This is a genomic window from Desulfovibrio faecalis (assembly GCF_053570625.1).
In genome coordinates, this window is sequence record NZ_JBRBQR010000001.1 from 1,993,605 (window position 1) to 2,006,497 (window position 12,893).

Annotated in this window: 9 protein-coding genes; 5 read left to right on the forward strand and 4 right to left on the reverse strand. The window is 58.2% G+C overall.

Annotated features, from left to right (window positions below; all coding sequences use genetic code 11):
- Positions 1 to 504: 504 nt before the first annotated feature.
- Positions 505 to 852 carry a DsrE family protein gene (locus tag ACUZ79_RS08865; protein WP_240824473.1) on the forward strand — a complete coding sequence of 116 codons (348 nt, stop codon included), beginning with the start codon at positions 505 to 507 and terminating at the stop codon, positions 850 to 852.
- 447 nt (positions 853 to 1,299) lie between these two features.
- Here the strand turns inward: ACUZ79_RS08865 and ACUZ79_RS08870 are convergent, their stop codons facing one another.
- Positions 1,300 to 1,566, reverse strand: coding sequence for an RNA recognition motif domain-containing protein (locus ACUZ79_RS08870; protein WP_192111928.1), 267 nt, complete (start codon positions 1,564 to 1,566; stop codon positions 1,300 to 1,302).
- 313 nt (positions 1,567 to 1,879) lie between these two features.
- Positions 1,880 to 2,116 (reverse strand): hypothetical protein, encoded by a 237-nt coding sequence (locus ACUZ79_RS08875; RefSeq protein ID WP_240824472.1) that lies wholly within the window; start codon positions 2,114 to 2,116, stop codon positions 1,880 to 1,882.
- 359 nt (positions 2,117 to 2,475) lie between these two features.
- Between ACUZ79_RS08875 and ACUZ79_RS08880 the strand changes: the two genes are divergently transcribed.
- The gene (locus ACUZ79_RS08880) at positions 2,476 to 2,679 is read left to right on the forward strand and encodes a dual CXXC motif small (seleno)protein (protein WP_022659339.1); all 204 of its coding nucleotides are present in this window, start codon (positions 2,476 to 2,478) and stop codon (positions 2,677 to 2,679) included.
- 39 nt (positions 2,680 to 2,718) lie between these two features.
- Here the strand turns inward: ACUZ79_RS08880 and ACUZ79_RS08885 are convergent, their stop codons facing one another.
- Entirely contained in the window at positions 2,719 to 4,161 is a 1,443-nt protein-coding gene (locus ACUZ79_RS08885) for an NAD(P)/FAD-dependent oxidoreductase (RefSeq protein WP_449251356.1), read from the reverse strand.
- Between the two features lie 111 nt (positions 4,162 to 4,272).
- Between ACUZ79_RS08885 and ACUZ79_RS08890 the strand changes: the two genes are divergently transcribed.
- Positions 4,273 to 5,274, forward strand: coding sequence for a YheT family hydrolase (locus ACUZ79_RS08890; RefSeq protein WP_449251357.1), 1,002 nt, complete (start codon positions 4,273 to 4,275; stop codon positions 5,272 to 5,274).
- Between the two features lie 64 nt (positions 5,275 to 5,338).
- On the opposite strand, the gene hrpB is transcribed toward ACUZ79_RS08890, so the two are convergent.
- Entirely contained in the window at positions 5,339 to 8,119 is a 2,781-nt protein-coding gene (hrpB, locus tag ACUZ79_RS08895; RefSeq protein WP_449251358.1) for an ATP-dependent helicase HrpB, read from the reverse strand.
- Positions 8,120 to 8,235: 116 nt separating this feature from the next.
- Between hrpB and ACUZ79_RS08900 the strand changes: the two genes are divergently transcribed.
- Complete coding sequence (locus ACUZ79_RS08900; protein ID WP_240824468.1) at positions 8,236 to 9,354, forward strand: sigma-54 interaction domain-containing protein; 1,119 nt, start codon at positions 8,236 to 8,238, stop codon at positions 9,352 to 9,354.
- A 211-nt stretch (positions 9,355 to 9,565) separates the two neighbouring features.
- Positions 9,566 to 12,844 carry a tetratricopeptide repeat protein gene (locus ACUZ79_RS08905; protein WP_449251359.1) on the forward strand — a complete coding sequence of 1,093 codons (3,279 nt, stop codon included), beginning with the start codon at positions 9,566 to 9,568 and terminating at the stop codon, positions 12,842 to 12,844.
- Positions 12,845 to 12,893 lie beyond the last annotated feature (49 nt).

Below are 12,893 nucleotides of genomic sequence, written 5' to 3' on the forward strand. Positions count from 1 at the left end.
CCATTGGGGGCCTCCCAGAGCTGGGCGTAAATGTCCGCTATAGTCCGTGAGACCTAGGTTTCACGGACTTTTTTGTTGGGGAGCTGTCCACGGGATTCCGTCCACCATTTAAAATAGACTGGACTCGTGTTGCTCTCAGGATACATGATTTGCCAAAGAAGGACGGGAATCAGTGCTAATAACACCGTCCTTGCGCAGCATGATTGGCATTGTCATGTACCAGACAGACATTTGCGCGTCGCAAAGCGTAGATTTGCACGGCCGCCAGCCTGAGCGTTGCATGGAAAAGCTGCGGGCATGTAGAGCGGTAAAATCCACAACGTAGGCACAGCATTCCTTTTTACACCTGGCTAAATATTGGACTGTTTTTGTGCGTTAGCAAAAATGCGCTTGTGCACCTGTCGTGCTTGCCATATTTAGCTGGTATTGTGAGGTATGTGTTTCTTCTTGGGAGTGGTCCTTCTGACACTCCTCGCCCAACCCCTTGACCGATGGGGTATATTCATGAGTAAAAAGTGTCTGCATATACTATGGATTAACGATAATCCTGTCACCGCTGAGAATATGGTCTTCATGTATGCCACAAATTCCTTGCTGCAAGGCTGGTGGGGAGAAGTGCATCTGATTCTCTGGGGTGCAACCGTTCAATTGATTTGTGAAGACGTGAAGCTGCAGGGTCTTCTAAAAAAATTTCATGATGCTGGCGGGCATGTTTCAGCATGCAGAAAGTGCGCTGAAAACCTCGGCCTCTTTGAGCAACTAGAAACGCTGGAAGGTGTTGATGAAGTCTTTTACATTGGGGAGGCGTTTACGAAAATCCTTAAGGATGATGAAAAGCTTATTACCATTTAGCTCAGCCATATAATTAAGGCCTGTCCATGGAAAGGGTTCCATTGATCAGGCTGGCAGGTCTATATTTGTTTTTGCGGCGTGGCAGGTCTGGGAGACAGAACCTCATTATGCTAGGTGCGGATTTTTGCAGCGTATGGATTAAACCGTGTGGCTTTCATTACAAAAGGATGCTCTTGGTGGTTGCATGGCAATCAAGCATATTTTGACAATTTTGCGGTGTATGTTTTTGCCGCAGCGGCGCAATGCTTGTCCGCACTGCGGCGGCATCCGTTGTATCGGCGCATGTCAGTTCAACGCTTCTGATTCTGGCGCTGTGGTTGGGCAAGAGAGCAAAAAACAGAACGTGCCTGCCCAGAGCGAGGGCAAGAAAGGCTAGAAGTGGTTCGTTGCTACAAATAAAAAAAGCCGCTGCGTGAGCAGCGGCTTTTTTTCAAGGAAATTTGTGGTCTACCAGCGGCGGGGCGCGGGGCGACGTTCTTCGGCCTGGTTGATGCGCAGGGTGCGACCGCCAAAGTCAACGCCGTTCAGGGCTTCAATGGCCTTGTGGGCATCGGCTTCGTCCATTTCAACAAAACCGAAACCACGGGGGCGACCGGTTTCGCGATCCATGATGAGCTTGACGGAAAGGGCTTCGCCGTAGGGGGCGAACAGGGCTTCAACGCCTTCCTGGGTGGCGGAAAAAGGCAGATTGCCGACATAAATGGAAACAGCCATAACGACTCCGTTGTTGAGGTGGGTAAACTTTCCGCTTGAAGCCTTACCCACGCAAAGTCTCTGGCAAAAAGAAATACTGCACCCTATGAATAAGGGCGAACAGTACTGTTAAGCAAAAAAATCGTCAAGTATTATCTGCATTGGCTTCAAAAATGATTGCCAAACGATGAACTTTGACTAAATTGCTCCGCATTAGGTGGTATTTTTACATTCCCGCGCGTGCATTATTCTGCTGTTAGCTGATTATGCACTCAATAGCGCATTAATATAAACTGTAAAAGGCCGGTTTAACCGGCCTTTTTGACAGCAAGAACTAGATTGCCTGCGTCTTTTTCTTTGTAGGAGCTTTCTTTGCCTTGGCGGGAGCCTTGGCAGAAACTTTTTTTGCTTTGGCGGGAGCCTTTGCCTTGCTGGCCTTGCTGGCTTTGGGTGCCTTGGTTCCACTTGCAACAGTTGCCGGAGCGGTGTTAGCGGCGTTGGCTTCAGTGCTGAAGAGGCAGGGAGCAGTCATCAGCGAAAGGGCCACGGCAGCCATAAGGAGCTTTTTCATGTTCGTATCCGTTTCTTCTGGTTATGCCACATCTACAACAATATGGCTGTACGTCTATGGCATGAGCGGACGGCGGACGCAATAACAAATTTGAGCCTAGGGAGCCGGGCATTTGCGGGCATTTTTTATGGCCTGCCCAACATGGTGGCAGGGGGGTTGCTGCATCTGGCCCATGTTGACAAAAATATGGGGCAAATGCTCTAAGGATAAGCTACGCTGCGCCACCGGATTTGAAGGGCAGATGCGGTTTGCCCCAGTTTCATGACCAATGGCCCTGCTGGGGGATAAAAGCAGCCCTTACAGCGCCAGCCTCAGACAGGCCAGCACTTCAAACAATACTTCTAACACAAAGAATCGCCATGGCTTTTTTTGCACCCCGTGATGTCAAGACTACGCTTGTATGCCCGACCTGCGGCGCGCCCCTGCATATCGCCCGCACCTGCCACGAAGTCTATATGTACTGCCCGGCCTGCAAGGCCCAGTTTCCGCTCCAGGACTACATTCGTCAGGCGGATGAAGCCATGGAGCATTTTTTGGAAAACGTCTACTGCAACCGCATCTAGCGTTGCCACTCTAGGGGCATGCAGTGAGCTGCCAGCCGTTTAATCCGTGACAGGCGCAACTGCCTGAGCGGTAGTGCTGCGGGTCAGTTCTCTGGCAGCCGCCATGCCGCTGGCCCATGCCCAATGCAGATTGTAGCCGCCCAGCAGGCCTGTAACGTCCAGTAGTTCGCCCACCACAAACAGATTTTTTTGCAGCAGGCTGCGCATGGTCTTGGGGTCTATTTCGTCGGTATTTACGCCGCCGGAGCAGGCCTCCGCCTTTTTTAGCCCCGCAGTTGCCTGCGGCGTCACCGCGTACCGTTGCACTGCCTCCACAATCGCCAAACGGGCCGCGCGCGAAAGCTCCGCAACTTTGCGCCTCGCGGTTTCCTCCGGTAGCAGGGCGTCCACAAGCCTTTGGGGCAGAAGCCTTGCCAGCAGGGCGCGCGGGGTTTGCTTGCCCGCCTGCGGCGCATCCATAAGCGCGGCAACATCCTGCTCCGGTAAAAAATTCAGCGTGATTGCAGCGCCTTCAGCCCAATAGAGGGATGCTTTGAGGGCTGCTGGCCCGCTGAGTCCCTCATGGGTGAAGAGCAGGTCGTCCTCCCAGTGGCGTTGCCCAAGTGTAACTCCCGCAGGCAGGCTGATGCCCGTCAGGTCGAGCAGGGGTGAATCCGAATTAAGGCGAAGCGGCGTGAGCACTGCGCGTGGCAGAACAATGCTGTGCCCCAGTTCTTCCGCCAGCCGATAGCCAGCACCGCTTCCACCAGCCTGAGGCCATGCCGGGCTGCCTAGCGCCAGCACCAGAGCCTTGCCGCGCCATGAGCCGCCCTCCGTCTGCACAGAAAAGCTATCCCCCTGCGCCTCCACTGCTGATACTGTAGTGCCGCAGGCAATAACGCAGCCGTGTTTGCGGCAGTCGTCTGTCAGCGCTCTGACCAGCCGTTGCGCAGAAACAGTCAGAAAAAGCTGTCCGTGGGTACGTTCTTCAAAGGGCAGGTTCCATTCCTGCACAAGACGCAGCATGCGCTCCGGCGTAAAGCCTTTGAGTGCTGGGGCGCAAAATGCATTGCCCCTGCTTCCGTCGCACCGATAGTCCTTGGGGCTGACTGTGCGGTTGGTAAAGTTTGCCTTGCCGCCGCCGCTCACAGCCAGCTTGCGCCCGGGCACAGACCCACGCTCAAGCAATACAACGCTCAAGCCTTTTGACGCCGCCTCGCGGGCGCACATAAGCCCCGCAGCGCCAGCGCCTAAAATCAGCACATCTGCCATATCCGGGCAGCGTTGCCCGCCGTTGTGCACGGGCGGCGCGCTTTTTCTTTTGGGGTGCATGGATTGTACAGCATCCTTGCCTCTGGGCTGGGCTGGCTGCGCGCTTACAGCCGCTGCCGCAGGCGCAGCGGGTGCGGCCTTGGGGCTGGGTATTTGCTGGGTAAAGGCCTGACGTGCCGGATTTGACAGAATTTTGCGCGTGGCGCTATTTTGGGGAGCTTTGTTGTGCATGCGGCGAAGGTATACGAGGCCTTGGCGGCTGCCAAGCCCTTGTATGCCGTCAAACCGTCATTGTCTGAATCTGCCAGCGCGGCTGCGCCGCCATCTTTTACCGGGATTGTCATGCCAGTTCTTGTTTCAACATACATTGCGCCGTGGTTTGTGCGCAACGGCCACGCCAACACCATGTGGCCCGTGCTTTTTCGTGAAAAGCCGCAAATGTCGCCCTCTGTGCGCCGGGTGCGCCTGGAAACGCCTGATGGCGACTTTCTTGATGTTGATCAGCATCCCTCGCTTGGAAAGGACAGGGCGGAGCGCCCCTTTGGGCAGGGCAGGGGCATGGCTGTTATTTCGCACGGGCTCGAGGGCAACAGCCGCCGCAAGTATGTACTGGGCATGGCCAATGCCCTGCGGGCCGAAGGCTTTGACGTGCTGGCATGGAACATGCGCTCCTGCTCGGGTGAGAGCAACCGTACTGCACGCCTGTATCATATGGGTGAGATTGAAGATTTGGGAACTGTGGTGCGCTTTGCCGAGCAGTTTGACCGCCCCCTGCTGTTGGCTGGCTTTAGCATGGGGGGCAACCAGATTTGCCGTTATCTGGGACGTGGGCCGGTTTCGCCACTGGTGCGGGCGGCTGTGGTTGTGTCTGTGCCGTGCGATCTTTCCGCCGCTGCACCGGTCATGGACGGCCCTGCCTGCCGCATCTACATGAGCTATTTTTTGCGCACACTACGTAAAAAAGTCCGAGAGAAGGCCGAGCGTTTTCCTTCCTATCCTTCAGTTGACGGTGTGGAAAAAATTCATACTTTTGCGGAGTTTGACGAGCGTTTTACCGCGCCTGCCTTTGGTTTTGCATCAGCCAAAGATTATTGGGAAAAGAACACGGTTTTGCCCGACCTGCCCTTCATAGACGTGCCGACCCTGTTGCTTATGGCAGCGGACGACCCTTTTTGCGCGCCTTCGTGTTATCCGTGGCAGACGGCGGAGCAGAGCGCGCACCTGCATCTTGAGGTTGCCCCGCACGGCGGGCATGTGGGTTTTGTGCAACAGAAGCAGGAATACTACAGCGAGCAACGCGCGCGCGAATTTGTGCGCCAGTTGACAGAGCGCGATGTTTTTTAGGCGCTTGGTATCGCGACCGGGCGCAACAGCAAAGGGCTTGCTGCGATGGAAATTTGCGGGCGCGTCAGCTTTTTTGCCGCTCGGCAAGCCGTTTCTTGGTCAGAACCGTGGCCACGGCGTTAACCGGATCTTCCGGCCAGGGATGCTTGGGATAGCGGCCCCGCATTTCTGCGCGCACTGCGGGGTAGCCGTTGCGCCAAAAGTGGGCCAGATCGCGTGTAACCTGCAAGGGGCGCCCTGCGGGCGAATTGAGACGCAGCACCAGAGCTACGCGTCCATCAGCTATGCGCGGCGTGTCCACGCAGCCGAATAATTCCTGCAACTTGGCGGCCAGCCAGGGGCCGCCGTCTTCACCATACACAATGGGTCGCATGGCCCCTGACGGTACCTGCCACTCCGTGGGGGCCTGCCGTTCTAGTATCCGGTGAAGATTACCCGGCAGTAGACGGCGCAGGGCATCCAGCAATTGCTCCGGCCCGAGCGCCGCCAGCGAATTGGCGCGTCCCTGTTTGCCTTGCCCGGCTGACCTTTCGAGTGCCTGCTGCAAGGCTGGCGCAAGCCAATCACTAAGAGTCGCCAGCAGCGCGGCGCCAGAAACATCGGGCCATGCCTCGCCCTCCAGCTCGCGCAGCAGGCTTACCCGCGCGCACCACTGCTTTGCGGCATCATCCCACGGCAGACATTCCAGCCCCTTGTTCTGCACATGGGCGCACAGGGCAGCCGCGCATTGATCGGGTAGAGGTCGGGGCAGGGGGGCATCCTCAAGAACCAGAGATCCCAGAACTCGCTGCCGCCGGGCGCTGACCAGCCCGGCATCCGAAACCGTGAGTTTGTCTTCGTTGCAAATATCAGCGCTGAAAAGCGCTGCAAGATCATCGGGCGAAAGTGCGGCGGCAAGGCGGATGCGCCCGCGTGGCGCTGCGCCGTCAACTTCTGCAATGGCCAGAAAGGGCAGGCGCGCCAAGGGATCCTCGCTGGCTATCTGGGCGGCCCGTCCGCTGCGCAGGAGATAGGGCGTCATGGGAGCCGCCCCTCCCGCAAAATTTCCATTGCTGCTCTGCGGCTGACCGTCTGTCTGCCGCATGGCGACCTGTTCCGGCCACGCCACAGCCAGTAGTTGCCCGAGGCTTGCGGCCAGAGCAAGAGCTGCGGAAAAAATGTTGCCCGTTTTGTTGGATTGCCCCTGTGCCGCAGACCGGGAACCTTTCTCCTCATGCCGATCAATCTGGCGCATGAGCCGTTGCGCCAGACGGCGTACCCGCTCGCGGGCGGCATCCGCATTCTTGCCCGCTGCGTTATCGCGGCATAGCCAGTCGAGGCGGCGCAGCACATCGCATCCCGCACCAGCGGCAGGCATGCCGCCCTTGCTTTTACCAGCGGCAAAGGCCAGAGGGTCGCGTTCTTCCAGTAGCGCGGCGATACAGGCAGCCAATGCGGCAAGGGATTTGTCGCGTCCCCACAGCAGCAGGCGCGCCGTGCGCGGCGCAAGGGGCAATGCGGCCATGCTGCGGCCCAAAGCCGTTGGCCGCAACTGGTCATCCACCGCGCCCAATGCCAGAAGGTTTTGTCTGGCAACAGCCAGATGGGCCGAGGGCGGCGTGTCGAGCCAGGCGAGCGAGGCCGGATCTGTCACGCCCCAGACCGCCAGTTGCAAGGCGAGCCCGGTGAGGTCGGCATCCAGAATTTCAGCGCGGATGTGCGGGCGCATGCCGTTTTCCTGCTCTTTTGCCCAAAGTCGGCAACAGATGCCAGGTTCAATGCGTCCGGCGCGTCCGGCCCGCTGGGCAGCGCCAGCCAGCGACACGCGCTCTGTCACAAGGCGGGTGAGGCCGCTGGCCGGATCAAAGCGCGTCAGGCGCGCAAGGCCGCTGTCCACCACGAGCCTCACGCCCTCAATGGTCAGTGAGGTTTCGGCAATGGATGTGGCAAGCACCACCTTACGGTGCCCCTGCGGGGCGGGCGCGATGGCCGCATCCTGCTCTCTGGCGCTAAGATTGCCATAGAGCGGGCAAAGGGCCACATCAGCGGGCAAAGCGCCCTCAAGCAGGCTGGCAAGATGGCGGATTTCGCCTGCGCCGGGTAAAAAAGCCAGCAGACTGCCCTGTTCTGTGCGCAGCAGATGCAAAATGACATCAACCATATGCCGCCACAGCAGCGGCCCTGCTCCGGCAGCAGGCAGAGGGCCGCCCACAATCTGCCCCGCGCGAATTTTAGGCGGCAGGTGCCGCATCTGCACGGGAAAGGTCTTGCCTTCGCACACAACAGAAGGGCAGTTTCCCATGAGTGTTGCCACGGCCTGCACATCCAGAGTGGCAGACATGACGATCAGCCGCAGGTCTGGGCGCAGTGCCGCCTGACTCTCAAGGCAGAGGGCAAGGCCGGTATCGGCAGTGAGCGAGCGTTCATGGAACTCGTCAAAAATCACACAGGCTATATCCGGCAGCTCGGGATCCTCCTGCAACATGCGCGTGAGCACGCCCTCGGTGACAACCTCCACGCAGGTGCGGCTGCTGACGCGGCTTTCGTCACGCATGCGGTAGCCCACCGTGCCGCCCGGTTCCTCACCCAGCAGGGCCGCCATATAGCGCGCCAGCGCACGGGCCGCCACGCGCCGTGGCTCAAGCAGCAGAATGCGGCGATTCTCAAGCCAGGACTGCCCCATGAGCCAGAGGGGGACGCGGCTGCTTTTGCCCGCTCCCGGCAGGGCGCTGAGCACCAGATTGTGGCCCTGAGCCAGTGATTCCAGAACTTCTGCGCGCGAAGCGTCGAGTGGGCACTGTGGCAGGGCCGGGCAGCAGGCAAGGGTATTTGAGGGGGCGGCAATGCGTATCGGCAAATCGGTCATGGCTAAATGCGGCATGGCTGAGGGTAAATGCGGTAGAATAGGCGCATTTTTACTGGTAATCCAATGCGTGTCAGTGTATTGACACAGGAAAGGATATGCACGCGGAGAATGCACACATGGAGTTGAATACCAGCGGCATTATCGGCCAGAGCACCAGCCTCGCCGAAGTCTTCAAGGTTCTCGGAAAGGTTGCGCCCACGGACAGCACTGTGCTTGTAACTGGTGAATCGGGAACTGGCAAGGAATTGCTGGTTCGCGCGCTTCACGCCAACAGTCGCAGGGCTGACAAGCCCTTTGTACCCATCAACTGTGGGGCCATCCCTAAAGAGTTGCTTGAAAGCGAACTTTTCGGTCACGAAAAGGGCGCCTTTACGCACGCCATACGCTCGCGGCAAGGCCGTTTTGAAATGGCTGACGGCGGCACCATCTTTCTGGATGAAATCGGCGAGATGGAGTTAAGTCTTCAGGTCAAGATTCTGCGTGTGCTGCAAGAAAAGGAAATCGAGCGCGTGGGCGGCACTGGCTGCAAAAAGGTGGATGTGCGCATTGTGGCCGCCACCAACCGCGATCTTGAGGTGGAAGTTGCCGCCGGGCGCTTCCGCGAGGATCTGTACTATCGCCTGAACGTCATTCCCCTGCACTTGCCGCCGCTGCGCCAGCGCGGTAACGATGTACTGCTGCTTGCGCGCTATTTTCTCAACCATTTCTGCACCAAAAAAGCGCGCGATCCCATGCTGCTTGATGAAACAACGCGGCGTATTCTGGCGGCCTACAACTGGCCCGGCAATGTGCGCGAGCTTGAAAACTTCATGGAGCGCCTGAGCATCCTTGTGGATGGCGACACGGTGTGCATGGATGATCTGCCGCACAAGATTCTGGATCAGGTAGGTGATGTGTCGCTGCTGCCCCCGGTGGCGGAGGATGCCCCGGCGTGCGAACCTGAGGCGGAGCCTCTCGCCGAACCCACCGCTGATGACGGCGTGGAGCAGGCACCCGCCCCAGTGCCGCAGGCTGAAGCCGCAATGCCCGTTGCAGCCAACGGAGCTTTTGTGTGGCCCAATCTGGGGGTTTTGGCGGCTCAGGGGCAGAACCTGAAAGATTTTCTTGATGCTGTGGAAAGCCGCCTTATTGATGAGGCTCTGGCCAAGGCAGAGGGAGTAAAAAATCAGGCCGCCGAGCTTTTGGGCATCAAGCGGACAACGCTTATTGAAAAGCTCAAGAAACGCAGTATGTAGCGGCATAAAATTTGCATAAAATTTGCGTTGGATTTTGCGGCTCAGACGCCACGACATATCCTGCGAAGTGCAAGTGAACACACAACTTTTCGCCGCCGCGCCACGGCCTCATATTTCTGCCCGCAAGGGTGCGATCCCCCAACGCTGCTCACGTGTTGGGGCTTTGCTGCTGATTGCGAGTCTTTTGCTGCCCGTCCAGCCTTCATACAGCATGAGCTGGAACTGGGCGCCCATTGCAGATACTGACGCAGCCGCTGCTGCCGGGCAACAGTCAAAAAGTTCACAGCCAGCTGGGGAAAGGCTGCGCCTCACGCTCGACAGCCCCGGTCAGGTGCACAGGCTCTTGCGCACCGGCAATACCCTGCTTCTCTACCTTGACGATCCTTCCGCAACGCTTGAACGCAGCGGTGCAGCGCCTTCTGCGGGCGCGCTGCTCGACAGCATCGGGCTTTCCAACGGCCAGTTGCGCATTACGCTTTCTCCCAAGGCCGTTAACCATGTCATGCGTCGGCCTTCTCCTTCTGAACTGGATATAGAAATTTTTGCCGCCGGAACCCAGAAAGGGGAAAATTCCTCTCGCCTGGATGCGGCGGGTGTGCCGGCGGGCAACGCCTCTGCTGATTCAGAAGGGCAGGGTGCTTCTTTTGCCGTTAACCTGCCTGCAGATGCCGCAGTGGGTTTTTTGCAAAAGACCCAAAAGCTGCTGGCCGATGTGCAGCAGGGTGTAAAGGCCTTGCCCATCGCTGGCCTGTTTACCGCTGACCTGTTTGACGCGGGCAAGGCAAAGCTGGCGGAATTGAGCCAGAAATTTTCTGCCCTTGGTTCGACCAAAACCGCCGAAGCCGCCGAGGTGCCGCAAGCCGCAGGCGGTGCGGGCAGCCTCGCCGTGACGCTGGACGGCCAAAGCCTTATGAGCCGGGTGAACCCCGGCGGGCCGGAAAATTGGCCTGACAGTAAGGGGCTTTCTACATCAATTCCCAGCAATGCTCCTGTTGCGGCTCCGGCCACAGCGGCAACGACGGCACCAGCGGCTCCGGTTGCGCCTGCGAGCCAACCCGGAACTCAGCCTGCGCCTGCCCCGCAAAATGGAGTCCAGCGCGCGGCAGCGCCCGCAGCGCCGACCATTGCACAACCGCAAGCTCAGCCCGTTCCACAACCTGTTCAGCAGGTTGTGCCGCAGGCCATACCGCAGCCTGTACTCCAACCAGCGCCGCAACCAGCGCCGCAGGTAAAAACTGCACCGGCTCAGCAACCTGCGCCCGCCGCAGCTTCCGCACCTGCGCCTGTCCCCGTGGTCGGTCAGGCAAAGCCGAACGGCGCGGGCGGCAATGTATCCGGCAAGGTTTCGGACAATGTGGTAGGTCTGCCCCATGCCGAAGAAAAAGGCGGTCACGGGGCCGCTGCTCCCAAGGAAGAACCCCGGCCCGTGGTCTATGTGGACGAACAGGGCAATCCTGTTGCCAAGCCTGCTGACCCGGAAAAAATGATGGAAGAGGCAGAGAGGCTCATCAAGGAACGCAAGTTCGTTGAGGCCTTGCCGCAGTTGGAAAAACTGAAGGAAATGCCCACCATCAGCGCCGAAATGCGCCTCAAGACGCTGTATTACATCAGCGATTGCGTATGGGCCAGATATGCCGATAATCCGCTGGCTGGCTTTGAGCCTATTGTTTCAGCCACCAGTGAAGCCATGAATTTTGACCTGCGTTCTCCCCGCGTGCCGGAGGCCCTCCTGCGGCTGGGGCTGGTAAACGTCAATGTGGGCAATCTGGTAGACGCCGGGGGCTACATTGTGGCCATGTATCGGCGCTATCCGGATTATCCTGGCGTAGCACAAGGTTTTACAGCCTTGGGCAAGGCGCAGCTCAAGCGACACATGGATGCCCAGGCGGAGCAGTCCTTTGCCATCGTGCTCGACAAGTACCCTGAATCTTCCTTTTTGCAGGAGGCGTCCGTGGGGCTTGCCCAGGCGCTGAACAACCAGCGCAAGTACGCCAATGCCCAGGTTATTCTCGACTTTATAAGCAAACGTTGGCCCCGCTATTATATTGAAGACCCTACATTCCTGTTTTTGCAGGGCGCCAATGATGAAGCTCTGGACAAACCCGTTGCGGCCCTGACCCTGTACTGGCTGTATTACAACCTTGTACCCGGGCAAAAGGGCAATGACGACCTGCTCCTTAAAATGGGCGACATGTACACTCGCCTTGGCAACAAGAGCGGGGCAGAATTTCTGTACTCCTATCTGACGCGGCACTTTGCGGGAACTCATGCGGCAAATATGGCAAATCTGCGTCTGGCCGAGGGCGGCATTTATGATTCGCCCATCAATTACGAGGCCATGACCCAGGTTTTTGCCAGAGCCGCCAGTGGTAATCTGCCCAAGGTTTACGCCAACCTTGCGGCGGCCTCGCGCACTGCGCCGGAGTCTGTACTTGCGCGGCTCAAGGAGGCCATGTGGCTCTATTGGAGCAAGCGTTATACCGAGGCCATGGGCAAGGCCGCAGATTTTATTGATGGCTACCCAGAAAACGCCAACGTGGCGCAGGCCCGCGATATTATCTGGCTTGCTTTTCAAAAAGAACTTGCCAATTCCATGGCTGAAAAAAATTATGGGCGCATTCTCATTTTGTGGAATGGCTTTCCCCTGGTGCGCGAGCGCTACGGGGCTATAGACCCGCGCATGCGCTATGCCTTGGCGCAGGGATTGCTTGAACGGGGCGATACGGAACAGGCCCTTGGCATGCTTGCGGAATTTTTGAAGTCGCCCATGGATCCCCAGTATGGGGAAGCGACTTTTACGGAATTTTTCAACCGCTATCTTCAGGCCGGGGCCTGGGCAAAGATTCTTGATCTTGGCAAACTGGTGTCTACCTGGCCGCTGAACCCCCAATTGCGCACCCAGCTTGACTACGCCATGGCGCTCTCGGCCCAGAACCTCAATCTGAACGGGGCTGCTCTTGCCATGTGGCAAAAGCTTGCCGAGCGGCAGGATATCCCGCTCTATCAGCGGGCCTACGCCACATACTTTCTTGCCCGTGATGCCGAACAGCGCAAGGACATTCGCAATTCCTACACGCTGAACCGCAAGGTGATTGATCTCTTTACCCAGTTGCAGAACGAGCGTTCCGACAAGGCCGACCCGCAGCGCATCAAGGATGCCATTCTTTCACTGATGGATATTTGCGAGGTGGGCAACCGTGTACCGGAAGCCCTGGAATGGCTTGCACGATACAATGCCTTTGTACCCAAGGAATCGCCGGAATATCCGGGCTTGCGCTTCCGCGAGGCCCGGCTGTATCGCAAGCTGGGCGATGCCACGCGGGCTCAGGCTTTGCTTGAGGATATCGTGCGCAACTATGCCGATTCGCCTTTTGCCAGGGCAGCCACGGCGGAACTTCACACCTTTGAGGTTTCGCGCGATTTGCAAAACTACCTGCCAGGCGGGGCGGGCAGTCAGGCTGCGCCCGCCGCAAAGCCCGCTGCTCCCTAGCTTCCCCGGTTTTCATCCTTTGTGTCTGTGCCCCTTGCCTGCAGCTGCC

Excerpts from the sequence above, each read along its gene's own strand:
- ACUZ79_RS08875 (WP_240824472.1), bottom strand. The coding sequence starts at position 2,116 with ATGAAAAAGCTCCTTATGGCTGCCGTGGCCCTTTCGCTGATGACTGCT.
- ACUZ79_RS08890 (WP_449251357.1), top strand. The coding sequence starts at position 4,273 with ATGCCAGTTCTTGTTTCAACATACATTGCGCCGTGGTTTGTGCGCAAC.
- ACUZ79_RS08880 (WP_022659339.1), top strand. The coding sequence starts at position 2,476 with ATGGCTTTTTTTGCACCCCGTGATGTCAAGACTACGCTTGTATGCCCG.
- ACUZ79_RS08870 (WP_192111928.1), bottom strand. The coding sequence starts at position 1,566 with ATGGCTGTTTCCATTTATGTCGGCAATCTGCCTTTTTCCGCCACCCAG.
- ACUZ79_RS08900 (WP_240824468.1), top strand. The coding sequence starts at position 8,236 with ATGGAGTTGAATACCAGCGGCATTATCGGCCAGAGCACCAGCCTCGCC.
- ACUZ79_RS08905 (WP_449251359.1), top strand. The coding sequence starts at position 9,566 with ATGAGCTGGAACTGGGCGCCCATTGCAGATACTGACGCAGCCGCTGCT.
- ACUZ79_RS08885 (WP_449251356.1), bottom strand. The coding sequence starts at position 4,161 with ATGCACAACAAAGCTCCCCAAAATAGCGCCACGCGCAAAATTCTGTCA.
- hrpB (WP_449251358.1), bottom strand. The coding sequence starts at position 8,119 with ATGACCGATTTGCCGATACGCATTGCCGCCCCCTCAAATACCCTTGCC.
- ACUZ79_RS08865 (WP_240824473.1), top strand. The coding sequence starts at position 505 with ATGAGTAAAAAGTGTCTGCATATACTATGGATTAACGATAATCCTGTC.